We start from the raw sequence: 22,343 nt of genomic DNA, 5'->3' as shown, positions 1-22,343 counted from the left end.
ACTGAGGGAGTTCCCGGATGCCGCGCAAGGTGGCCAACCCGCTGGCCCTGGCCGTGCTCGCCTACCTGACGGCCGAGCCGATGCACCCGTACGAGCTGGGGCGCCGGCTCAAGGAGCACGGCAAGGACCGCAACATCAAGTACAACCGGGGCTCCCTCTACATGGTCGTGGAGCAGCTGCGCAAGGCCGGGTTCGTCGCCGAGCGGGAGACCGTGCGCGACACCCAGCGGCCCGAGCGCACCATCTACGGCATCACCCCCGAGGGCCGGGAGGAGCTGCACACGTGGCTGGGCGAGCTGGTCGCCCAGCCACGCGAGGAGTATCCGCACTTCGGGGTCGCCCTGTCGCTGCTGTCGGTGCTCGACCCGGCCGAGGCCGCCGCCCTGCTCGGCCGCCGCCTGGCCACGCTGGACGAGCAGGTGGCCGAGGTCGAGGGCGTGCTCGCCGCCGCGGCCGGCGACGGCGTGCTGTGGGTGTTCCTGGCCGAGGAGCGCTACCGGCTGGCCCTGCTGGAGGCCGAACGGCGTTTCGTCACCGAGCTCGTCGCATCGCTCAGCGACCCGGCCTACGTCCGGGCCTGGCAGGAGTTCACGGAGGCGCGGACATGACCGTCAGGACGGCGATCGTGATCGGCGGCGGCGTCGCCGGGCCCGTCGCGGCGATCGCGCTGCGCCGGGCCGGCATCGACGCGGCCGTGTACGAGGCCTATCCCACCACGGCCGACGGGGTGGGCGGCTCGCTGGCGATCGCGCCGAACGGCCTGGCCGCGCTGCGCGCCGTCGGCGCCGAGGACGCGGTGCTCGCCGTCTCCCGGCCGATGCCGGGCATGGTCATGGCCTTCGGGCGCCGCCGGATGGAGATCCCCGCGCTGCCCGGCGTGCCCTCCTTACGCCTGCTGTGGCGCGCCGACCTGCACCGGGCGCTGCACGAGCGGGCGAGGGCCGAGGGCGTGCGGATCGAGCACGGCCGCCGCCTGGTGTCCGTGGACGAGCCCGGCCCCGGCGTCGTGGCCCGCTTCGCCGACGGCTCCACGGCGAGCGCCGACATCCTCGTGGGGGCCGACGGCGTCAACTCCACCGTCCGCACGCTGATCGACCCGGCCGCGCCCGGCCCCCTCCACACCGGGCTGCTCGGCTTCGAGTCGATCGCCGACGTGGAGGTGCCCGAGGACCCCGGCACCATCGTCTACGCCTTCGGCAGACGCGGCTTCTACCTCTACCGCCGCCACCCCGGCGGCGGCACCGAGTGGGGCGCCAACCTGCCCCAGGACCGGCCCTGGAGCCCGGCCGAGGCCCGCGCCGTCCCCGCCGCCGAGTGGCTGCGCGTCCTGGCCGAGGTCCACGTGGGCGACGACCCCGGCGCCGAGCTGATCCGCGCCACCAGCCCCGACCGGCTCCAGGTCCTCGGCTCGCTGAAGATCATGCCGAGCCTGCCGCGCTGGCACCGGGGCCGGATGGCGCTGGTCGGCGACGCCGCGCACGCGCCGTCCAACAGCTCCGGCCAGGGCGCCTCGCTCGCCGTCGAGAGCGCCGTGCAGCTCGCCCGCTGCCTGCGCGACCTGCCCGGCCCCGGGCCCGCGTTCGAGGCGTACGAGCGGCTGCGCCGCCCCCGCGTCGAGCGGGTCGCGGCGCGCGCCTCGCGCATCAACCACGCCAAGGCTCCCGGGCCGGTGGCGCGGGCGCTGATGCCGATCCTGATGCCGCTCGCGATGCGCACCGTCATGGCGCCCGAGCGCGCCGTCGGCCCCGAGCAGCGGTACGTGATCGACTGGGCCGAGCCGGTCGGTCAGGCCCAGCCGTAGACGGACCTGACGGCCGCGGCGATCTCGTTCACCAGGCCGGACTGGTTGCCGTTCACCAGGATCGCGTAGCCCGCGCCGAGCTCCGGATAGCCCCTGAACACGGACTTGAACCCGTAGTTGGAGCCGTCGTGGGTGTAGGAGAAGTCGCGCGTCCCCCGGTTGGCGAGGAACAGGCCGCGGCCCATGTCCGGCTGAGGGCCGGGCGTGAGCAGCGTGCGCGCGGAGGCCCTGGTGAGCGGGCCGGCGATGTCGCCGGTGGCGCTCCACGCCCGGTTGAGCCACGCCATCAGGCGGCCCAGGTCCAGGACGGAGGTGTAGAGCCCGGCAGCGGCCGACTCCGGGTAGCGGTTGCGCCTGCCGGGGATCACCGCGCCCGTCGAGGTGTGCCCGGAGGCCAGCTCGAAGGCGGGCGACAGCGCGTACGAGCTGGTCTTCATGCCGAGCGGGCCGAACACCTCGCGCGTCATGTACGCGTCCAGCGACTGGCCGGTCTTCTCCTCGATCATCCGCTGGAGCAGCACGAACCCGGCGCCCGAATAGTGATATTCGGCGCCCGGCTCGGTGGTGAGCTCGATCCTGGGCGAGTTGCCCTCGCCGTTCATGACCTGCAGCAGCGAGGGCACGCTCACGCCCGGCCCGTAGCCGGCGAAGCCGCCGCCCCCGGCCGCGAAGCCCGAGCACGCCTCGGCGGGCGAGGTGGAGCCGCGCCCGATGACGCCGCCCCGGTGGGTGAGCAGGCGGTCGATCGTCGGCGCCGAGCCCTCCGGCACGCACGCGCGGCGCGGCAGCGTCCAGCCCAGATGCGGCCGCACGTCGCCCGACAGCGGCAGGCCGAGCGTCTGGGACAGCCGCAGCACGCCGACCGAGGCGACGGCCTTGCTGATGGAGGCCGCCTGGAAGGCCGACTCCGGGTGCGTGGCCGCGCCGCCGCCCGCCTCCAGCCACCCGTAGCCGGTGGACCAGGCGACCCGGTTGCCGATCACCACCGCGATCGCCACGCCGGGCGTGCCGTAGTCGCGCATCCGCTGCCAGATGGTGGCGCCGCGCACCGAGTTCTCCACCTTGCGCACCGGGTCGGCGGGCAGCGCGGGGGCCTGGCCGCGCGAGCACAGCGACCAGCCGTCGCCGACCGGCGAGAAGGCTATGTTGTGCACCTCCCAGCCGCCGGCGGCCAGGTCGTTCATCTCCTTGAAGCACTCGTCGTCGATGCCGCGCACGTGGAACTCGTCCTGCGCGACGACCACCCACCCGCCGGTGTACGGGAACGCCACCCGGGTGATCCGCCGGCCGCCCTGGGTCAGGTTGCGCATCATCTGGTAGCACTCGTCGTCGATGCCGCGCGAGAAGGCGTCCTTGGTGCCGACCACCACCCACCGGTTGCCTCCGGCGGGCGGGAAGGCGACGTGCACGACCTGCTGACCGGCCTTGTAGTAGGCGAGGACGCGCTGGTAGCACTCCTCGGGCACGTTGCGCGCGGTCACCCCGGTGTCGGTGGTGATCAGCCACCGGTTGCCGCCCTCGGGCGGGAAGGCCACGCAGTGCACCTTCCTGCCCGCCGCGAGCAGCTTCTTGAGCTCGGCGAAACACTCCGACGGCACCCCGGCCGCGGCGTAGCGGCCGTCGCGGGTGACCATGACCCAGCCGTTGGACGGGGTGAAGGCGAAGGTGGCGATGCCGTAGCGGGCCAGCTCGCCCATCTTGGTGTGCGCGGCGTCGGGGACGCGCCGGTTGAAGTACGGGTACGCGGCGGCGGCGTGCGCCGGCCGGGCGAGCCCCACGGCGGCGGCCCCGGCGGCGCCGGTCAGCGTGAGAAAGCGTCTGCGGTCCATGCTGGCTCCTCAAGTCGTGCGCAAGAAAGGGATCAATCTTGCCCTACTCGGGGCCCTGCCGTGATCTCACTCGGGGAGCAGGTGCGCGAGCAGCAGCTTGACGAACAGCACCGGGGCGAACCAGGCCAGCGCGACCGGCATGGCGGCGCAGGAGACGGCGATGGCCAGGACCGTGGCCGCGTACGCCACCGGCCGCCGCAGGTCCGCCGGGACGGCCAGCGCGGCGACCGCCCCGGCCAGGGCCAGGCCGTACACCAGCGCCGCCCCGCCCCAGCCGACGCCGGGCACGGTCAGCGCGAGCAGGAACGGCTGCCCGTGCAGGGCGACGAACGCCAGGTGGTGACGCCGGGTGCGGCCGGGGCCGTGGAAGCGGCGTTTGGCGGCGGCGGTCGCGTTGACCGTCGCGCCGCCGAACAGGTCGAAGGCCAGCACGGCGATCACCACGACGGCGAGCGCGGGCAGCCCGTCGGCCTTCCACACCGCGACGAGCGTGCCGGTGAGCGCGGCGGTGTAGGCGAGCAGCGACTCGGCGCCGGTGGCGCCCGGCGCGACGAGCAGGCCGTTGACGCGGCTGCCGAGGCCGCGCGGCTCCCCCGCGGTCATGCGCGCAGCCCGTCGAGGCACACGGCGACGACCGGGCCGGCCAGGTCGCCGATCGGCAGGCGCGGGTCGATGATCCACTGAAGCAGGCAGCCCTCGACGGCGCCGACGACGACCGTGGCCTCCCTCTCCCCCGTGCCGGGCCGTACCAGCCCCTGCCCGGCCGCCTCCGCGAGCAGGCCGGCGACGGCGGCGCGGTAGTCGTCGTAGGGCCCGGCCATGTCCAGCGGGGCGGCGGGGTCGCCGCGGCCGAGCGCCCACAGGTCGAGCAGCACCCGGCTCAGCTCCGGCTCGCGGGAGGCCACCTCGACGACCGAGCGCACCAGGGCGGCGAGCCGGTCGAGGGGGTCGCCGCCGCCCTCGCGGGCCTGGCGCAGGATGTCCTGCCAGGCGGTGTTCAGGGCCGCGAAGGCGGCTTCGAGGATCGCCTCCCGGCTGTCGAAGGACAGGTAGACGCTGCCCTTGGCGATGCCTGCCTCGGCGGCGACGTCCTCGATGCGGGTCGCGGCGAAGCCCTTGCGGGCGAAGACCCGGACGGCGGCGGCGAGGATCTCCTCGCGGCGCGCGTCATGGTCGACTCTCTTCGGTGCCATGCCGCCAGCTTATTATGAATGACCAGTCAGTCAAACTCGTGGAGGACGACGGGCACGGCCTTCGGCCCGAGGTCGGGGCCCGTCTCGATCCACTCGATCGCCTCCACCGGCCCGTCCAGGCGCAGGCCGGGCCGCTGCCGGGCGAGCGCGTCCAGGGCGGCGGCGACCTGGGCGCGGGCCGGGACCGCGCCCAGGCAGTAGTGCGCGCCGTGGCCGAACACCAGCAGCGGGCTCGACCGTCTGCCCGGCAGGAACCGGTCCGGGTCCGGGAAGTGCGCCGGGTCCCGGTGCGCGGCCTCCAGCCGGACGAGCACCAGGTCACCGGCCGCGATCCGGGTCCCGGCCAGCGTGACGTCCTCGTGGGCGTAGCGGGGGAACGGCTCACCGGTCAGCCCCGACTGCATCCGCAGCACCTCGTCCACGACAGCGTCCGGCGCCCCGGCGGGTCCTGCGGCGTCGGCGAGGCGGTCCTCGGCGAGCAGGCGCAGCGCGGCGACGGCGATCGCGTTGCGGGCCGACACGTAGCCGCCCGACACGATCGTGGTGACCATCGCGACCAGCTCGGCGTCCCCCAGCCGCCCGTCATCGGCGTCCCGCACGCCGACGAGCGTGCTGAGCAGGTCGTCGCCGGGGTCGCGCCGCCGCGCCTCCACCAGCTCGGCCGCGTACGCACCCAGCGCCTCCCACGCCCGCGCCGCCGCGGCCACCTCCTCCTCCCCGCCGAAGAAGAAGTCGGCCTCGCCCGCCGCGTCGGCCAGCGCGCGGAAGCGGTCCCGCTCGGCGGCGCGCACGCCCAGCAGCTCGCCGATGACGCCGATCGACAGCGGCGTGGCCAGGTCCTCGACCAGGTCGGCGCGCGGGCCGGTCATCGCCGCCACGAGCTCCCCGGCCAGCTTCCCGACCCGGGGCCGCAGCGCGGTGAGCGTGCGGGGGGCGAACGCCTTCGCCACCAGGCGGCGCAGCCGGGCGTGCGCCTCGCCGTCCTGGAACAGCGTGTCGTTGCCCGGCTGCGCCTCACCGGCCGGCGCGAGCCCGAACCGGCGGTCGCCCAGCACCGTCGCCGCCGCGTCGTACGAGGTGACGAGCCAGGCGGGCCGGCCGTCGGGGGCGAGCACGGGCGCGACGGGCGCCTCGGCCCGCAGCCGCGCGTACTCCGGCGGCGGCGCCAGCGGACGGGGCCGTTCGAACGGCAGGGTCGGTCGCATGCGAAGTCACTCCTCGTGATGGTTGCGCGGGGGTCGGCATCAGTGAACTCGTTGACGCAGCGTCAAGGTCAACCCGCCGCGAACCGGGCGGCTCCCGGTGTGCGATAGAGGGGGTGTGAGAGCGTTCCCCTTCCGGCGGCGCGAGCCCCCGCCCGGCGTCGGCGCCGACAGCTCCGACGCCGAGCTGCTCGCGGCCGTCGCCGCGCGCAGCACGCCCGCGCTGCGCATCCTCCACCAGCGTCACGCGCCCTGGCTGCGCGCCCGGCTGGCCGGCCGCTGCCCCGACCCGGACGTGGTCGACGACGCGCTCCAGGAGACGTTCCTGGCCGTGTGGCGGTCGGCGGGCCGGTTCAACGGCGGCAACGCGGCGGGCTGGCTGTGGACGATCGCGATCCGCCGGCTCGTCTCGGCGCTGCGCGGGCGCGGCTCGCGCTGGATCGGCACCGGCGAGAGCGAGACGGCACACGCGCCGGTGTCGGCGTCCGCCGAGGACGTCGTCCTGCTCGGCGTCGAGCACGGCGACCTCGGCGGGGCGCTGACGCGACTCCCCCAGGAGCTGCGCGCGGTGATCGAGGCGACCGTGCTCGACGGCCTCACGACCAGGGAGGCCGCGCACCTGCTCGGCATCCCGGAGGGCACGGTCAAGTCCCGCGCGATGCGCGCCCGGGCCCGGCTACGCGAGGAACTGTCATGACCACCAGCTGGCACATCTCCGACGAACTACGCGACCGCTATCTCGCCGGTACGCTCGCCGCGCCCCTGGCCACCTCGGTGGACGCCCACCTCGGCGGCTGCGCCGAGTGCCGGGCGGCGGTGCCGTACGAGAGCGCCTGGCTGGAGGCGTCCTGGGGGCGCATCGAGACCGAGCTGATCAGGCCGCGCCCCGGCTGGGGCGAGCGCCTGCTGCGGCTCGGCGGCGTGCCCGGCCACCTGGCCAGGCTGCTGTCGGCGACGCCGACGATGAGCCGGGCCTGGATGGCGGCGGTGGTGGCCGCGCTGGCGTTCGGCGTGCTGGCGGCGCGGCATCAGGCCGAGCTGCTGCCCGCGTTCCTCATCCTGGCGCCGGTGCTGCCGCTGACCGGGATCGCGCTCGCCTACGGGCCGCGCGCCGACCCGGCGCACGAGCTGCTGGCCGCGACTCCGCTGGCCGGGCCGAGGCTGCTGCTGACCCGCGCCACGGCGGTGCTCGCCGTCGCCACCCCGCTGGCGCTCGTCGCCTCGCCGCTGCTGCCCGCGCCGCCCGGCCTGAGCGCCGCCTGGCTGCTGCCGTCGCTGGCCGCCGCCTCGGCCTGCCTGGCCCTGTCGCACCGCCTGCCCGTGCCCGTCTCCGCGCTCGCCGTGGGCGCGCTGTGGCTGGCCGTCGTCGGCGCGGGCCACCTCACCGGCGGCTGGCTGACCGCCTTCGGGCCCGCCGCGCAGGTCGCGTACGGGCTGATCGCCCTGTCCCTGTCCTTCCGCCTCTACCGGATGAGCATCAGATGATCACTGTGACGAACCTCACCAAACGGTACGGCGGGCGGTACGCGCTCGCCGGGCTCGACCTGGCCGTCGGCACCGGCGTGACCGGGCTGCTCGGCCCGAACGGCGCCGGCAAGACCACGCTGCTCCGCTGCCTGGCCACCACGCTCGCCCCCGACGGCGGGTCCGTCGACGCGTTCGGCCTCGACCCGGCCGACCCCGTCCAGCGGACCGCGCTGCGGCGCAGGCTCGGCTACCTGCCGCAGGACCCCGGCTTCTACCCGCACTTCACCGCGTTCGACCTGGTCGACTACGTGGCGATCCTCAAGGAGCTGACCGACCGCGAACAGCGGCACGCCGAGGTGCGGCGCGTCCTGGCCGAGGTGGACCTGACCGGCCAGGCCGGTACGAAGGTCCGCAAACTGTCGGGCGGGATGCGGCAGCGGCTCGCGCTGGCCCAGGCGCTGCTCGGCGAACCCGACCTGCTCATCCTCGACGAGCCCACCGTGGGCCTGGACCCGGCGCAGCGGATGCTGTTCAGGACCCTGATCTCGCGGATGGGCGAGAGCCGCGCCGTCGTGCTGTCCACGCACCAGACGGAGGACGTCGCGGCGCTGTGCGAACGCGTGATCGTCATGCGCGAGGGCCGCGCCGTCTTCGACGGGACACCCGGCCAGCTCGCCGAGGTCGCCGCCGGGCGGGTGTGGCTGTCGGACACCGCGCCGCCGGCGTCACGGGTGTTCTGGCGCACCGCCGACGGCCGCTACCGCACCCTCGGCGAACGGCCCCCGGCCGCCCACGGGACGGCGCCCGGCGTCGAGGACGGCTACCTCACGCTGCTCGGGGAGGCGGCGTGACGCGGCGGCTGTTCCTGTTCGAGGCGCGCAGGCTGGCCCGGCATCCGCTGGTGTGGGGCGCCGCCGCGCTGGTGCTGGTTCTGCAGACCTACCTGAGCCGGGGCCAGCAGCCCCACTGGGGCGTCGACCCGGTCCACGCGACCGGGCTGTCCACCTGCCTGGCCGCGATGGTGCTCGTCGTCACCTCGCTGGCCGTCTCCCGCGACGAGCGCCACGGCATGCCCGAGACGCTCGCCGGACTGCCGGGCCGGGCCGAGCACCGGACCCGGGCGATCCTGCTGGCCGCGCCCCTCGTCGCCGGCCTCGCCACGGCTGCGGCCATGGGCGGCTACCTCGCCATCCGGCTCGCCACCGGGCCCGCCGCCGGACGGCTCGACCCGTGGGAGCCGCTGACCGCCGTCGCCGTCGCGATGCTCGCCGCCACCCTCGGCGCGGCCGTCGGACGGTGGGCGCGCCGGCTCATCGCCGGGCCGATGGTGGCCGCCGTCCTCGGCTACCTGATCTACACGAACCCGCAGAACGACCTCCTCGGCTGGTGGCTGCCGGTCATGCAGGACCACCGCGCCGACTGGCCCGACCGGCCGTCGGGGATCCACCTGCTGTACGTGCTCGCGCTCGCCGCGGCCTTCGCCGGGGTCGCGCTGCTCAGACACCGGCCCCGGCTGCTGCCCGCCGTCGCGGTCGTGGCGGCGCTCGCGGTCGCGGCGCCCGCGGGGGCCGTCGCGGCGGCCTCACCCCCGGTCCGCCTTCCCGGCGGCGGCCTCCTGGGCCCGGACACCGTGGACCGGCGCGTGTTCGACCGCTTCTTCGGGCCAGGCGCGCATCGCTGCTCCCTACGCAACGGGGTGACGTACTGCGCGTACCCGGGGTACGAGCCGTGGATCCCGCTGTGGGAACAGGCCGTCGGCCCGGCCGCCGCGGTCCTGCCCGCTCCGGTACGGAACCGCCTGCCGCGGGTCGAGCAGACGGCGCTGAGCTGGTACTACGGGCACGACGGGGCCTCACCCCTGCAGGCCCCGATGACCTGGGGCCACCCGGACCAGCGCACCATGCTGGCCCAGGGGGTGGGGCTGTGGGCCACCGGGCTCCGCGACTCACTCACCAGGGCCGCAGCCGACGCACCGGACGGGACCCCGGACGGGCCCCGAGGCAGCACAACGGGCGGGACCCCGGACGGGGCTCAGGGACGGACGCCGTGTGACGCCCGTGGTCAGGCCCGCATGATGCTCGCCCTCTGGATCGCCGGCCAGTCGTCGCCGCCCGAGCCACCACGCATGCTCTACGCCGACGTCAACCTGGGACGCCAGGCGATGCTCGCGTGGGGACCCGCCGAGGTCGCCTACGCCAAGCTCATGCTCGCCATGCCCGGCATCACCGCCAAGGTGCACACCCACTGGGACACCCTCACCGCCCCGGACACCACCATCGCCCAGGCCCTCCCCTTGCTCGGCCTGCCCCGCACGCACGACGCCCCTCCCCCACCCGCCCCCTGCCCGTGACCCACCTCTCGGGTCCTGTCTGAGCCCCACCGCCCCTTCAACCTGTGGCCGGCGGCGGTCCCCCAGCCCAAGCCCTCCTTGCCCCACCTCACCCTCCCCGGAGAGCCGATCATGCCCTTGCAGCCACCCCTCTCGCTCGACGACGCCGCCCCGCCCACCGGACGAGCAGCCCCCGACCGGACCCCTGACCGGCCCGGCTCCGGCCCGCCGGTGCGCCGCACCCGGTGGCGGCCCGCGATCCTGCTGGTCCGCCCCCTTCTGAAGGCCATCGACTGGACGCCACTCGCCATCGTCACAGCCTTCGCCGCAGTCCTGCTGACAGCGGTGCAGGCCGGCGAGACCCTGCCGCCGGGCGACGCGCTGCTGCTCATGCGGATCACCGGCACCCTGCTCGGCTCGGCCGCCACGTTCGCCCTGGTCGACGCCATGTCCGCCGACCTCGGCGCGGCAACCGTCCCCCGATGGGTACGGCAAGCGCTGCGCTGCCTGCTGGCCGGGGGCGCCGCGGTCGTCATCTGGCTCGCCGCCTTCGCCTACGCCCTGTCCCGGCTTCCCGCCGACGCCCTCTTCCCGGTCGGCGACCTGCTGATCGAGATGGGCGTCTGCCTGGGGATCGGGCTGGCCGCCGCCGCGACCGCCGTCCGGCACGCCCAGGGGCGACAGGCTGCCATGGCCGCCGTGGTGGTGCAGCTCGGCCTGGTACTGGGCACCATCCTGCTGCCGGAGCAGATCCGGCTTTGGCCGCCCACATGCGGATTCGGCCACTGGGACGAGGCGCACGCATTCTGGCTCGCCATGCTGCCGGTCCCGTACGCCTGCCTCCTCCTGGCCAACCGCGACCTCCGCCGCTGACCCACCCAACACCCAAGCCCCTGCTACACCCCAGACCGCCCCAGCAAAGCCCGGCCCCTCCCGCCAACGACCTTCCCCACCACAACCCGCCGACCCGAGCGACGCAAGACCCAGAGGCGCCACGCCCGAGTAGCGCGAGCCCCCAGTGCCACGCCCGAGAGGCGCAGACTTAAGGAACACAAGCCCGGACGGCGCGGGCATGAGGAGCAAAACCGGAGGAGCGCAAACCCGAGGCCCTATGGATGCGCAGGCCCGGAGCCCTAGGTTCGGTGGCCAGGCGCGTGGTGCGTGGGGGCGAAGAGCCAGAGGGTAAGGGTCAGCGGGCGAACGGGCCGCGCGGACCCAGGAGCGGGGCGGCGGAGGGGCGGGTCAAAGAGGTGCCAGGCCGTGGCGGAAGGCGTAAGTGACGGCCTGGGCTCGGTCGCGCACCCTGGCCTTGGCGAACAGGTTGTCGATGTGGCTCTTCACGGTCGCTTCGGAGATGTGGAGATCGGCGGCGATCTCGGCATTGGAGCGGCCCAGGGCGATGAGCCCGAGGACCTCGACCTCACGCTGCGTCAACCCGTCGGGACGACCATGCCGAGCAGCGGCACCACCGCCGCCCGGCGGGAGGACGCCCGACGCGATGTCGCCCGGCGAACTGGTCGCCTCGGCCCTGCCTCGGCCGGACCGCGCAGTCGTGTCAGCCCCGCGTGCGCCGGACATCGTCCTCCTGTCGTCCGGTCGCCAACGCCCCTGCTCCGTCGCGTTACCAGCGCGCTCGCCGAACCTGGGCGGCGCTTCGTACGTACGCTCACCGGGGTCGAAGGCGTCGGTCGCGCCGAAGGGGCGGGGCCGCCCGATACCTTCCGCCGAACCGGAGGGCCCGGTGTGACCCGGGGCGTCGGCTGCATCAGAGGGCCGAGCCGCACTCGCAGCGTCGGGTGGGTCGGAGCCGTGGGCAGGGGCGGCGTCGTCGGCCGAACTGGCGTGGGGACGCGGGGCGAGGGTGTCGGCCAGGCGGCGTTGGACGGGTGGGGTGAAGTGGGCCTGGCCTCGGGCGACGAGGGAGATGGCCTTGGCGAGGGATTCGGCGTCGGTGTCCTTGGTCAGGTAGCCGCGGGCTCCGGCGCGGAGGGCGGCGAACACCGTCTCGTCGTCGGAGTAAGTGGACAGGACCACGATCTCGGTGCGCGGGTGGTGTGCGCGGATCGCACGGGTGGCGGCGACTCCGTCCAGTCTCGGCATGCGCAGGTCCATGAGGACGACGTCGGGCGACAGGGCGGCGACCATGCGGATCGCCTCCTCGCCGTCGGCGGCGGCGCCGACCACCTCGGTGTCCGGCAGCAGGCCCAGGAGCAGCACCAGACCTTCGCGCACCACGGTCTGGTCGTCGGCGACGAGCACCCGGACGGTCATGCCGGCACCCGCAGGGTCACCGCGAACCCCTCCCCGGCGGGACCGGCCACCAGCGAACCGCCGATGAGCTCCGCCCTTTCGCGCATGCCGATAAGGCCGTACCCGCCTGGTGAGGACGGGACGTCGACGGCCCATCGCCCACCGGTTGCCCATCCTCTGCCGGTCGCCCCTCCATCGCTGGCCATCCCTCTCTCGCCGGTCGTCACTCCCTCCGGCGGTGGCCCCTCAGGCAACGCCTCCTCAGGCAACGCCTCCTCGGTCAGCGCCCCTTCGGTCAGCGCCCCTTCGGTCAGCGGCTCCCCGCTCAGCACCCGCTCGGGCAGCGCCCATTCGGGCAGCGGCCCCTGCGACAGTGACCCAGGAAGCAAGGGCCCGGGAGCCAATGCACCAGGCGGCACCGGCTCGGGCGAGGGGGCGGCGGGGGGTGTTCGGGGCCCCCGGGTTGACGGGGTGAAGGGGGCGGGGTGGGTGGTGCGACTCGGGGTGGTGGTGCCCGTGTCGCGGACGTGGAGTTCGCACCAGCGGTCGCGGTGGTGGAGTGCGAGGGTCACGGCGGCGCCGGGGGCGTGCTTGCGGACGTTGGTGAGGGCTTCCTGGGCGGTGCGGGCCACGGCGAGCTTGGCCTCGGCGGTCAGGGAGCCGGGCGCGGGGTCGAGGGACAGCGTGCAGGGGGCGCCGGTGGTGGCGCGGAACTCGGCCGCCAGGCGTTCGAGCCGCTCGGGCAGGTGGAGGTCCTTGCCGCGCAGGGTGTCGAGGGCGCGGCGGGTCTCCTCCAGCCCGGCGCGGGCCAGGTGGACGGCGCGTTCGACCCGGTCGAGGGCGGCGGCCGGGTCGGCGCCGGACTTCAGCAGGAGCCGGGCGCTTTCGAGATGGACGATCTGGGCGGACTGGGAGTGGGCGAGAATGTCGTGGACCTCGCGGGCCAGCCGCGACCGCTCGGACAGAACCGCTTCGCTCGCCCGCGCCTCGGCGACCTCGGCGGTCTGGCGTTTGGTGACGGCCAGGTGCCAGGCCAGGATCGAGAAGACGACGAAGTAGACGAGCCCTGTCGTCATGCCGATGGCGGCGCCCATGTCGAGACCGGCCAGATAGGACACCAGCGGCAGGCCTGGGATGGGCAGCAGGGCCATGGTGACGCCGAGGCGTGGCCCGACGCGGTGTGGCGCGATGAAGATCGCGTAAAAGTAGAAGGGCGAACCCGTGAAGGGCTCGAGGGCGTGCATGGCCAGCGCGCTCGACAGCGTGAGCAGGAGCAGCCAGGCGTTGCGCGCCGACACCTCACGGGAGGCCAGCAGCCACAGCGCGCCGCCCAGCGCGGCGGCGCCGACGGGCAGCGCGAGCAGGGCACCGAGAAGGGTCGGCTGCGCGAGGACGACCGTGATCGACGCGCCCGCCAGGTAGACGACCAGGAGCGCGATCAGCGTGGCGCGGACCGCGGGACGCCGGAGGAATGCCACGCGTTCACGGTAGCCCGGCAGAACGGGATGGACATCAACCCACGGTTGGAGTTCGAAAATCAACCCGTGCTCCCATGCGCCCGAGGGCCCGGAGGCGGCACCGTATCGAGGCATGACATCCATCCGCGTCGATCACGTACGGAAGACGTTCGGGAAGGTCGTCGCCGTCGACGACCTGTCCTTCGAGGCTCCCGCGGGCGCCGTCACGGCCTTCCTCGGCCCCAACGGGGCCGGGAAGACGACCACTCTGCGCATGCTCCTCGGCCTGGTCACGCCGACGGCGGGCGAGGCGACGGTCGGCGGAGTGCCCTACCGCGAGCTCGATCACCCTCTCCGGCACGTGGGCGCGGTCCTGGAGTCGTCCGGGTTCCATCCAGGGATGACCGCGGCAGCCCATCTGGACGCGCTCCGCACGGCGGCCGGGCTCGGCGCAGAGCGGGTCGGCGAGGTGCTTGACCAGGTGGAGCTCACCGAGGCCGCGGGCCGCAGGACGGGCGGATTCTCGCTCGGCATGCGCCAGCGGCTGGCGCTGGCGACAGCGCTGCTGGGCGAGCCGGCGGTGCTGATCCTGGACGAGCCCGCCAACGGTTTGGACCCGCTGGGCATACGGTGGCTGCGCGGGTTCCTGCGCGCCTACGCGCAGGACGGCAACACGGTGCTGATCTCCACGCACGTGCTGTCCGAGGTGGAGCGGATCACCGACCACGTGGTGATCGTCTCGGCGGGGCGGCTGCGGTGGAGCGGGCCGCCCGCCACTGGGTCCGGCCTGGAGGACCTCTACCTGGAGGTGGCCGGATGAGTCGCCTGGTGCGCGCCGAGCTGATCAGGATGCGGGCGAGCCGGTCGGTGATCACGCTGGCGGTCGTGGCGCCGGTGTTCTGTGCGCTGTGGGTGTTCGTGCAGGTGATCGTGCCCGCCGTGTCGGACGCGGGCCGGGTGGCGAACGTCTACAACATGGCCCAGCAGGCGTACGTATTCACCATGATTCTTGGCATTCTCGGCATGGCCGGGGAGTTCCGGCATCGGACGATCACCTGGAGCTTCCTGGTGACGCCGCGCCGTGAGCAGGTGGTCGTCGCCAAGCTGATCGCCTACGGCCTGGCCGGGCTCGTGGTCGCGCTCCTGTCGGCGGTGGCGACGCTGGTCGCGGGGCTGGCGCTACTGTCGGCGTACGGCCATCCCGCGCTGACGGCCGATGTGCTCTGGGTGCTGGCCGGCGCGGTGCTGAGCACGACCCTGTACGCGCCGCTGGGGGTGGCGCTGGGCGCCCTGGTCAGGAGCCGTCTCGTGGCGGTGGTGCTGGCGGCGCTGATGTTCATGTACGGGGACGGGATGCTGGGCTGGCTGGCCCCGGACGTCTTCCGGTGGCTGCCGACCGGGGCGGCGCGGGCGCTGGGCGGCATGCGGGTCGACGGCGGGGAGTTACTGCCCGCATGGGGAGGTGGGCTGCTGTTCGCCGGGTACGTCGCGGTGACCGTGCTGGCTGCCCGGCTCCTCACCCTGCGCCGCGACATCACGTGACTCCGGACTCTGCGCGACGGGGCGATGCAGCGAATGGAGGTTCGGCTGTGCGGGTGGTCGAGTGAGGTTCCCGGCGGCGCGGGGACCGCCTGGGCAGGATGACGCCAGGGCGCCGGCGCCACGGCAGCCCGACGCCCGGGCACGCTCGCCGCAACCCCGACGCCAGGCCAGCGGGTCCGGTGGCGAATCGGCGGGTCCGGTGGCGAGGCGGCGGGTCCGGTGGCGGGGCGGTCGCGGGCACGTCGCGGGACGCGGGGCGCGCGGCACGTTCGTGCTGTCCTTCGGCTGCCGCTTCGCGCGCGGGCGAGTGGTCGGCTGTACGGCTCCAACGTGTTGGGATGGGCTCGCGATTGCCTGGCTATGGCGGGGAATCGGCTCGCATATACAATGGGCGACCGTGACGACGTTTCGGATCAGCGAGGCTGCGGCGCTGCTCGGCGTGAGTGCCGACACCGTGCGCCGATGGGTCGACGCGGGCCGGTTGGCGGCCGAGCGGGACGAGCACGGGCACCGGCTGGTCGGGGGCGCCGATCTGGCGGCGTTCGCAAGGGAGCGGATCGAGGCCGAGGACGGGGGGCGCTCCTCGGCGCGCAACCGGTTGCGCGGCATCGTCACGGAGGTGATCCGCGACGCGGTGATGGCCCAGGTGGAGATCGCGGCAGGCCCGTACCGGGTGGTGTCGCTGATGAGCCGTCAGGCGGCCGACGAGCTGGGGCTGGAGCCCGGGGTCGTGGCGGTCGCGGTGATCAAGTCCACCAACGTGGTCGTGGAGATTCCCGAGCACGCGCGCGTGCCGAGCCCGTGAGGAGGCCCATCGGTGTTCAGGCGTCTGTCGCTGCTGCTCGCCTCCGTCGTCGTCGTGCTGGCGGGGTGTGCGCCGGGTGAGGCGCGTGGCGGGGAGCTGACGGTGTTCGCCGCGGCGTCGCTGACGGGTACGTTCACCGAGCTCGGCGCGGCGTTCGAGGCCGAGCATCCGGGGGTGCGGGTGCGGTTCAACTTCGGGTCCAGTGCCACGCTGGCGCAGCAGATCGCGCAGGGGGCGCCGGTGGACGTGTTCGCCTCGGCGAGTCCGGCCACGATGAAGGCCGCCACCGACGCGAAGGCGGTGACGTTCGCGCGCAACCGGCTGCGGATCGCCGTGCCGGTCGCCAATCCGGCCGGGGTCGACGAGCTGGCGGATCTGGCCGATCCGCGGGTGAAGGTCGCGCTCTGCGCCGAGCAGGTGCCGTGCGGGGCGGCGGCGGTCAAGGCCCTGGAGGCCGCCGGGGTGAAGGTCACCCCGGTCACCCTGGAGCGTGACGTCAAGGCGACGCTCACCAAGGTCGAGCTGGGCGAGGTGGACGCGGCGCTGGTCTACCGGACCGACGTGGCTGCGGCGGCGGGCAGGGTTACGGGTATCGACTTCCCGGAGGCGGCGCAGGCGGTCAACGACTATCCGATCGCCGCGCTGACGGCGGGGCCGGCGGCGGAGTTCGTCGAGCTCGTCCGGTCGGAGCGGGGGCGCGACGTGCTGACGAGGGCGGGGTTCGAGGTTCCATGAGCTCGGCCAACACACCCGAGCCCCGGAAGCGTCCCGGCATGCCGCAGGGGCGGGGTGGGGTGGTGGCTGGGCGGTTGCCGTGGGTGCTGGTGGTGCCTGCGGTGCTCGGGCTGGGCTTTCTGGTGCTGCCGCTGGCCGGGCTGCTGATCAGGGCGCCGTGGGCGACGCTGCCGAGCCGGCTGGCCGAGCCGCAGGTGCTGGAGGCGCTGCGGCTGTCTCTGGTGACGGCGACGGTGGCGACGGCGGTGTGCCTGGTGCTCGGGGTGCCGCTGGCGTGGCTGCTGGCGCGGGTGTCGTTCCCGGGCCGGCGGGTGGTGCGGGCGCTGGTGACGGTGCCGCTGGTGCTGCCGCCGGTGGTGGGCGGCGTCGCGCTGCTGTTGGTGCTGGGGCGGCGCGGGGTGGCCGGGCAGTGGCTGGAGTCGGCGTTCGGGGTGTCGTTGCCGTTCACCACGGCGGGGGTGGTGGTGGCCGAGGCGTTCGTCGCGATGCCGTTCCTGGTGATCAGCGTGGAGGGCGCGTTGCGCGGCGCCGACCAGCGGTTCGAGGAGGCGGCGGCGACGCTGGGGGCGTCGCGGTGGACGGTGTTCAGGCGGGTGACGCTGCCGCTGGTGATGCCGGGAGTGGTGGCGGGGGCGGTGTTGTGCTGGGCGCGGGCGCTGGGCGAGTTCGGGGCGACGATCACGTTCGCGGGCAACTTCCCGGGCCGTACGCAGACGATGCCGCTGGCCGTCTACCTGGCGCTGGAGACGGAGCCGGAGGCGGCGATCGTGCTCAGCCTGGTGCTGCTGGCCGTGTCGGTGATCATCCTGGCGAGCCTGCGTGACAGGTGGGTGAGCGCGTGACGTTGCATGCCCGGCTGGTGGTGAGGCGGCCCGCGTTCGCGCTGGACGTGACGCTGGAGGTGGCCGCCGGGGAGGTGGTGGCGCTGCTCGGCCCCAACGGCGCGGGCAAGACGACCGCGTTGCGGGCGCTGGCGGGGCTGACGGGCCTGTCCGGCGGGCACGTGACGCTGGACGGCCTGCCGCTGCACGAGCTGCCGGCCGAGCGCCGCCCGATCGGCATGGTGTTCCAGGATTACCTGCTGTTCCCGCATCTGTCGGCGCTGGACAACGTCGCGTTCGGGCCGCGCTGCCAGGGCCGGTCGAAGGCGGCGGCGCGCCGGGTGGCCGCCGAGCTGCTGGAACGGGTGGGCCTGGCCGGGCATGCGTCGGTCCGCCCGGCGGGGCTGTCGGGCGGGCAGGCGCAGCGGGTGGCGCTGGCGCGGGCGCTGGCGGTGCGGCCTCGGCTGCTCCTGCTGGACGAGCCCTTGGCGGCGCTCGACGCGCACACCCGCCTGGAGGTCCGCTCGCAGCTGCGCCGTCATCTGGCGGGGTTCGACGGGGCGACGGTCCTGGTGACGCACGATCCGCTGGACGCGATGGTGCTGGCCGACCGGCTGGTGGTGATCGAGGACGGCGGGGTCGTCCAGGAGGGCTCGCCCGCCGACGTGGCCCGCCGCCCGCGCACCGCGTACGTGGCGCGGCTGGTGGGGCTGAACCTGTATCAGGGCCTGGCCGAGGGGCACCGGGTCAAGGTCGGCGAGCTGCTGCTGACGGCGGCGGAGCGGGTGGACGGGCGGGCGTTCGTGGCGTTCTCCCCGGGGGCGCTGGCCCTCTACCGCTCCCGGCCCGACGGCAGCCCGCGCAACCTGTGGCAGGCCACGATCGACGGGATCGAACGGCACGGCGACAACGTCCGCGTCCATCTGGAGGGGCCGATCGCCGCGTTCGCCGACGTCACCCCGGCCGCCGTGGCCGACCTGGATCTGAGCCCGGGCCGGCTGGTGTGGGCGGGGGTCAAGGCAGCGGAAACGCACGCTTATCCGGCCTGAGGGGCGAGACCAACGGGCAGGTACGGTCCTGGCCACCGCCGGCGGCATGCAGCGGGCGCAACCGGCGTGGCCGACGCGACCGGGGCGGGAGCAAGCGGGGGCTGGGGGTCGGGGGCGAGAGCCCGCTAGATCTACCTGCGCCTGCCGGATCGGGTGCGGGGCTTCACGCCGGGGGGCCCGTACGTGGGGAGGTCTCCGGTATGACCGTCACCAGAGAAGAGACCAAGGTCCGCGGGCACGAGCTGACCGAGAAGATCAAGCAGGTGATCCACGAGGGGAACGTGCGCCGGATCATCCTCAAGGACTCCCACGGCAACACCGTGCTGGAGGTGCCCGTCACCGTCGGGGTGGCGGCGCTGATCGTCGCCCCGGTGATCACGGCGGTCGGCGCGCTGGCCGCGATGGCCGCCGAGTGGAACATCCAGATCGAGCGCACCGACGACGAGACCCGGCAAGCCCAGGAGGCCCAGGAGGCGGCGCCGGTGACGCCGCCGCACGAGCACATCGGCTAGGGCGAGCGCACGACGGCGAGGGGGCAGGGCGCGTGCTGGAGCAGCGCCTGGCTGACCGAGCCGAGCACCATCCCGGCGAGGGTGCCGCGCCCGCGTGAGCCCGCGACCAGCAGTTCGGCGCCGGTCGCGGCCTGCCGCAGGGCTTCCACGGGGTGCGCGTGGACGGTCTCCTCGATCACGGGCACGCCGGGGTGGCGTTCGCGCGGCGCGGCGAGCAGGTCGGCGAGCACGGTCCGTTCGGCGTCGTCGAAGGGGCCGGGCCAGTTCCAGGCGTGGACGGCGCGCACCCGGCAGCCGCGCAGCCGCGCCTCGGCGAAGGCGAAGTCCAGCACCCGGGCCGAGGTTTCGGAGCCGTCGACGCCGGCCACGATCTCCTGGCGGGGCGAGGAAGGCACCTCGCGGACCAGGACGACGTCGCAGGGGGCGCGTCCGGCGACGCCGTGGGCGACGGAGCCGACGAGCATGCCGCGTACGCCGCCGATGCCGTGGCTGCCGATGACGAGCAGTTCGGCGTCGCGCCCGGCGGCGATGAGCGCCTCGCGCGGGTCGCCGGCCAGCAGCGTCGTCTCGACGTCGGCCTCGGGCCGGTCGCGGCCGGCCCGTTCCCGGGCGGCCTGCAGCACGGACCGGCCGCCTTCGCGCATCCACGCGGCCACGTCGGCCAGCCTGCCGTCTCCGGTCTCGACGGCCCAGCGGGTCATGGCGTGCGCGATGAGCAGCGGCACATGGCGCAGCTCCGCCTCGGCGGCCGCCCACGCGGCGGCTTCCAGCCCCGCCCTGGACCCGTCAACCCCCACTACGATCATGCCCTCCCTCTTTCCAGAGGGGCGATCGGCTAACTGCGCCGACCGTAATGCCGGGATATGTACGGGCCGCCGTAAGGTTCCTAGCCGTCGAGCAGTGACCGGTAGACCTCGCCCAGGCGGCCGGGCCAGGGGGTGAAGTTGACCAGCGCGTCATCGGCGTGGGTGAGCTGGTCGAGGCCGCCGACCGTGACGAGGGCGCGCAGCGCGGGGTCGGTGATCGCGGCGACGGTGGCGGCGTGGAAGCCGGCGCTGTTGAGCACCCGGTACGGGCGGACCGCGTCGTTGATCCCGACCCGGAAGTCGCCGAGCACGGGCTCGACCGGCGCGCTGAGGCCGAGGTCGTTGTGCCGGCGGCCGAGCTCGGCCAGCGCCTCGGGCAGCCGGCCGGCGTCGAGCAGCGGCCCGATCGTGGCGGCGGCCTCCAGCTCGGCGAACGCGGTGCCGAACCACTTGGCGTAGGGCCGGTAGCGGCGCTCCTGGAGGAAGCACATCTCCATGACGAGCTCGCTCAGCCGGGCGGCCAGCAGGCGTCCGCCGCGGGTGTCGCCCGCCTCGGCGGTGCGGCCGATCAGCGGCTCGGTGTTGTGGATCAGGTGCCACTGGGAGGCGACCAGCCAGCGCCACACGTCGCCCGGATACCAGGCGAGCAGGTCGCGGACCCGGGTGAGCTCGCCGGCGTCGTCGCGGAACACCTCGCCCCGGGTGACGTGCAGCAGCCGCTGCTGGGGCAGCGCGAGCCAGGCGGCGTGGTCGAGGCCGTCGCGCGGGTCGAGGCCGAGCCGGTCGCGGATCCACGCGTCGAAGGTGGTGATCTCGACGTGGTGGGTGACGGCGCCGGCGGCCAGGGAGAACCAGGCCGTCGGACGTCCCTCGTGCTCGGCGGGCAGCCCGCCAGCGACGGCGCGGCGTACGGGCTCGACGTCGGCGGCGGCGACGAACACCTGGGCGCGCGGCCCCCATTCGTGGTCGGTGGAGCGTTCGCTGTCGTAGCCGAGCACTTCGGAGCCCTCGCCGAGCAGGCAGGCGGTGTGCGGCACCGGCACGAGCGGCGCGAGAACGTCACGGTAGAAGGAGCGGGCCAGCGCGAGGCCGGGGCGGAAGTCCGTCATCGCCCGGCACCTTACCGCGTGGGCCGGTGCGGCGTGGGTAGCGTCCCTGGGGGGGAAGGGGGAACGACATGACGGGGACGGGCGATCTCGGCCGCCGCATCGCGTACCACCGCGAGCGGCTCGGGCTGTCGCGCGAGCAGGTGGCGGGGCGGGCGGCCATGTCGCCGGGCTACCTGCAGTATCTGGAGGAGAATCCCGGCAATCCGAGCGCCGACGCCCTGTCGCGGCTGGCGACGGCCCTCGGCACCACGTCCGAGGACCTGCTGGGCGGGACCGCCGACCGGCCGCCCGGCGGCGGGCCGGCGGCGGAGTCGCCGCACGTGGAGGTGCTGGACCGGGAGGAGTGCCTGCGCCTGATCGAGCCGGGCGGCATCGGCCGGGTGGCGTTCGACGGCTCGCACGGGCCGACGGTGCTGCCGGTCAACTACCGCCTGCACGACGGCGCGATCCTGTTCCGGACGGCGTACGGCGGGCCGATGGACCGGGATCTGCGCACCGGAGTGCAGGGCGTGGAGATCGTGGTCGGCTTCGAGGTCGACCGGATCGACGAGGCGCAGCGGGAGGGCTGGAGCGTGCTGGTGCAGGGCCCGTTCCACCACGTGGCGCCGGACGAGGCGGCCGGGCTGTCGGCCTCGGACGTCACCCCGTGGGTGGGCGGCGACCGGACGCTCTACATCCGCATCGTGCCGCACCAGATCACCGGGCGGCGGATCCACGGTCTGTGACGAGGCGGGGCCGGGCGAAGTCGCGGTTGTCGACGACGGCGTCCATGCGCGGCACCGGGTCGGCCTCGGCCAGGTAGAGGCGGGCGGCGACGAGGTAGCGGTCGCGGTGGACGGCCTCGGCGCCGGAGCCGGCCCAGTTCGCGTCGCGGGCGGCGCCGCGCCGGATCGACAGGTCGGCGTCCACGTCGACCCAGATGCGGTAGTCCCACCAGTCGTCGATCTCGGGGCGGAAGGCGAACACGCCGTCGACGACGAGGACGCTGTCCGGGGTGAGCGGGGCCGTGGTGGCGGAGTGGTCCACCTGGGTGAGAGGGTCGATGGAGCACAGCGCGCAGGAGGCGGCCTCGGGGTCGCGGCACGGGCCGAGCAGGAGCCGCTTGAGCGCGTCGTAGTCGTAGGCGTTGCGGTAGTAGCCCTCCCCCGACTCGCGGTCGTACAGGTGGCGGTCCTTCCACGGCTTCTTGAAGTCGTCGAGCGTGGCGCGCAGGGCGGGCCGGCCGGTGGCGGCGATCGCCTCGGCGAGCTCGTGGCCGAGGCTGGTCTTGCCGGCGGCGGTGAGGCCGTCGATGCCGACCAGGAGGCGCCCGCCGCCCCGCGCCAGGACGCGGGCGGCCAGGTCGCGGACGAGCGCGTCACGTTCGGGCGAGGCCGGGGCGGGCAGCGGCTGCTGCCAGGTCGAGACCGAGTGGTGTACGGACGTCATGACCGGCA

At 74.5% G+C, this 22,343-nt stretch carries 24 protein-coding genes; 15 read left to right on the top strand and 9 right to left on the bottom strand.

All coding sequences use genetic code 11. The features are described from left to right. Positions 1-17 precede the first annotated feature (17 nt). Positions 18-608, top strand: a complete 591-nt coding sequence (locus AB0G11_RS45645) for a PadR family transcriptional regulator (protein WP_219517581.1) — start codon at positions 18-20, stop codon at positions 606-608. Continuing rightward, positions 605-1,801: an NAD(P)/FAD-dependent oxidoreductase gene (locus tag AB0G11_RS45640; RefSeq protein WP_357593294.1), complete on the top strand. Its 1,197-nt coding sequence runs from the start codon at positions 605-607 to the stop codon at positions 1,799-1,801. Before AB0G11_RS45645 ends, AB0G11_RS45640 begins: the two co-directional genes overlap by 4 nt. Here AB0G11_RS45640 and AB0G11_RS45635 read toward each other — a convergent pair. From AB0G11_RS45635 to AB0G11_RS45620, 4 genes are all read right to left on the bottom strand, one after another. Then, positions 1,786-3,630: a serine hydrolase domain-containing protein gene (locus AB0G11_RS45635; RefSeq protein ID WP_357593292.1), complete on the bottom strand. Its 1,845-nt coding sequence runs from the start codon at positions 3,628-3,630 to the stop codon at positions 1,786-1,788. The two genes, AB0G11_RS45640 and AB0G11_RS45635, sit on opposite strands and share 16 nt — an antisense overlap. Positions 3,631-3,696: 66 nt before the next feature. Further along, a complete protein-coding gene (locus tag AB0G11_RS45630; protein ID WP_357593290.1) occupies positions 3,697-4,233 on the bottom strand; it encodes a hypothetical protein in 537 nt (178 codons plus the stop codon). Further along, on the bottom strand, positions 4,230-4,823 hold the full coding sequence (locus tag AB0G11_RS45625) for a TetR/AcrR family transcriptional regulator (protein WP_357593288.1): 594 nt from the start codon (positions 4,821-4,823) through the stop codon (positions 4,230-4,232). Before AB0G11_RS45625 ends, AB0G11_RS45630 begins: the two co-directional genes overlap by 4 nt. A gap of 26 nt (positions 4,824-4,849) precedes the next feature. Then, positions 4,850-6,028 carry a cytochrome P450 gene (locus AB0G11_RS45620; protein WP_357593286.1) on the bottom strand — a complete coding sequence of 393 codons (1,179 nt, stop codon included), beginning with the start codon at positions 6,026-6,028 and terminating at the stop codon, positions 4,850-4,852. Positions 6,029-6,143: 115 nt separating this feature from the next. Between AB0G11_RS45620 and AB0G11_RS45615 the strand changes: the two genes are divergently transcribed. The 5 genes from AB0G11_RS45615 to AB0G11_RS45595 all read left to right on the top strand — a co-directional run bounded on the left by AB0G11_RS45615 (position 6,144) and on the right by AB0G11_RS45595 (position 10,694). Further along, positions 6,144-6,722, top strand: coding sequence for an RNA polymerase sigma factor (locus tag AB0G11_RS45615; RefSeq protein WP_357593284.1), 579 nt, complete (start codon positions 6,144-6,146; stop codon positions 6,720-6,722). Continuing rightward, entirely contained in the window at positions 6,719-7,510 is a 792-nt protein-coding gene (locus tag AB0G11_RS45610) for a zf-HC2 domain-containing protein (RefSeq protein ID WP_219517568.1), read from the top strand. Before AB0G11_RS45615 ends, AB0G11_RS45610 begins: the two co-directional genes overlap by 4 nt. Continuing rightward, positions 7,507-8,343: an ATP-binding cassette domain-containing protein gene (locus tag AB0G11_RS45605; protein WP_219517566.1), complete on the top strand. Its 837-nt coding sequence runs from the start codon at positions 7,507-7,509 to the stop codon at positions 8,341-8,343. The genes AB0G11_RS45610 and AB0G11_RS45605 overlap by 4 nt, the downstream gene beginning before the upstream one ends. Beyond that, a complete protein-coding gene (locus AB0G11_RS45600; protein WP_357593282.1) occupies positions 8,340-9,842 on the top strand; it encodes a hypothetical protein in 1,503 nt (500 codons plus the stop codon). Before AB0G11_RS45605 ends, AB0G11_RS45600 begins: the two co-directional genes overlap by 4 nt. A 111-nt stretch (positions 9,843-9,953) precedes the next feature. Then, positions 9,954-10,694 (top strand): hypothetical protein, encoded by a 741-nt coding sequence (locus AB0G11_RS45595; protein ID WP_357593280.1) that lies wholly within the window; start codon positions 9,954-9,956, stop codon positions 10,692-10,694. 369 nt (positions 10,695-11,063) lie between these two features. Here the strand turns inward: AB0G11_RS45595 and AB0G11_RS45590 are convergent, their stop codons facing one another. Both AB0G11_RS45590 and AB0G11_RS45585 read right to left on the bottom strand, forming a co-directional pair. Continuing rightward, positions 11,064-12,092 (bottom strand): response regulator transcription factor, encoded by a 1,029-nt coding sequence (locus AB0G11_RS45590; RefSeq protein ID WP_357593278.1) that lies wholly within the window; start codon positions 12,090-12,092, stop codon positions 11,064-11,066. Then, positions 12,089-13,549 (bottom strand): histidine kinase, encoded by a 1,461-nt coding sequence (locus AB0G11_RS45585; protein ID WP_357593276.1) that lies wholly within the window; start codon positions 13,547-13,549, stop codon positions 12,089-12,091. The genes AB0G11_RS45590 and AB0G11_RS45585 overlap by 4 nt, the downstream gene beginning before the upstream one ends. A 112-nt stretch (positions 13,550-13,661) precedes the next feature. Here AB0G11_RS45585 and AB0G11_RS45580 point away from each other — a divergent pair, with 112 nt between their 5' ends. The 7 genes from AB0G11_RS45580 to AB0G11_RS45550 all read left to right on the top strand — a co-directional run bounded on the left by AB0G11_RS45580 (position 13,662) and on the right by AB0G11_RS45550 (position 18,992). Further along, the gene (locus AB0G11_RS45580) at positions 13,662-14,348 is read left to right on the top strand and encodes an ATP-binding cassette domain-containing protein (RefSeq protein ID WP_357593274.1); all 687 of its coding nucleotides are present in this window, start codon (positions 13,662-13,664) and stop codon (positions 14,346-14,348) included. Next, complete coding sequence (locus AB0G11_RS45575; RefSeq protein WP_357593272.1) at positions 14,345-15,070, top strand: ABC transporter permease; 726 nt, start codon at positions 14,345-14,347, stop codon at positions 15,068-15,070. Before AB0G11_RS45580 ends, AB0G11_RS45575 begins: the two co-directional genes overlap by 4 nt. A gap of 397 nt (positions 15,071-15,467) precedes the next feature. After that, complete coding sequence (locus AB0G11_RS45570) at positions 15,468-15,875, top strand: helix-turn-helix transcriptional regulator (protein WP_219512170.1); 408 nt, start codon at positions 15,468-15,470, stop codon at positions 15,873-15,875. Positions 15,876-15,929: 54 nt separating this feature from the next. After that, positions 15,930-16,610 carry a molybdate ABC transporter substrate-binding protein gene (modA, locus tag AB0G11_RS45565; RefSeq protein WP_357593312.1) on the top strand — a complete coding sequence of 227 codons (681 nt, stop codon included), beginning with the start codon at positions 15,930-15,932 and terminating at the stop codon, positions 16,608-16,610. A 38-nt stretch (positions 16,611-16,648) separates the two neighbouring features. Beyond that, positions 16,649-17,452, top strand: coding sequence for an ABC transporter permease (locus AB0G11_RS45560; protein ID WP_357593270.1), 804 nt, complete (start codon positions 16,649-16,651; stop codon positions 17,450-17,452). Then, positions 17,449-18,480, top strand: coding sequence for an ABC transporter ATP-binding protein (locus AB0G11_RS45555; RefSeq protein ID WP_357593268.1), 1,032 nt, complete (start codon positions 17,449-17,451; stop codon positions 18,478-18,480). Before AB0G11_RS45560 ends, AB0G11_RS45555 begins: the two co-directional genes overlap by 4 nt. A gap of 200 nt (positions 18,481-18,680) precedes the next feature. Further along, complete coding sequence (locus tag AB0G11_RS45550) at positions 18,681-18,992, top strand: DUF4342 domain-containing protein (RefSeq protein WP_357593266.1); 312 nt, start codon at positions 18,681-18,683, stop codon at positions 18,990-18,992. On the opposite strand, the gene AB0G11_RS45545 is transcribed toward AB0G11_RS45550, so the two are convergent. Continuing rightward, positions 18,989-19,798, bottom strand: a complete 810-nt coding sequence (locus AB0G11_RS45545) for a universal stress protein (RefSeq protein WP_357593264.1) — start codon at positions 19,796-19,798, stop codon at positions 18,989-18,991. The genes AB0G11_RS45550 and AB0G11_RS45545 overlap by 4 nt on opposite strands. Positions 19,799-19,878: 80 nt before the next feature. Next, positions 19,879-20,907 carry a DUF4037 domain-containing protein gene (locus AB0G11_RS45540; RefSeq protein WP_357593262.1) on the bottom strand — a complete coding sequence of 343 codons (1,029 nt, stop codon included), beginning with the start codon at positions 20,905-20,907 and terminating at the stop codon, positions 19,879-19,881. A 68-nt stretch (positions 20,908-20,975) separates the two neighbouring features. Here AB0G11_RS45540 and AB0G11_RS45535 point away from each other — a divergent pair, with 68 nt between their 5' ends. Then, entirely contained in the window at positions 20,976-21,632 is a 657-nt protein-coding gene (locus tag AB0G11_RS45535; protein WP_357593260.1) for a pyridoxamine 5'-phosphate oxidase family protein, read from the top strand. On the opposite strand, the gene AB0G11_RS45530 is transcribed toward AB0G11_RS45535, so the two are convergent. After that, positions 21,604-22,335: a uridine kinase gene (locus tag AB0G11_RS45530; protein ID WP_357593258.1), complete on the bottom strand. Its 732-nt coding sequence runs from the start codon at positions 22,333-22,335 to the stop codon at positions 21,604-21,606. The two genes, AB0G11_RS45535 and AB0G11_RS45530, sit on opposite strands and share 29 nt — an antisense overlap. Between the last annotated feature and the right edge of the window lie 8 nt (positions 22,336-22,343).

Source organism: Nonomuraea sp. NPDC023979, from assembly GCF_040639085.1.
Taxonomy (GTDB): Bacteria; Actinomycetota; Actinomycetes; order Streptosporangiales; family Streptosporangiaceae; genus Nonomuraea; species Nonomuraea ceibae.
This window is presented reverse-complemented; position numbering and strand designations above follow the sequence as displayed.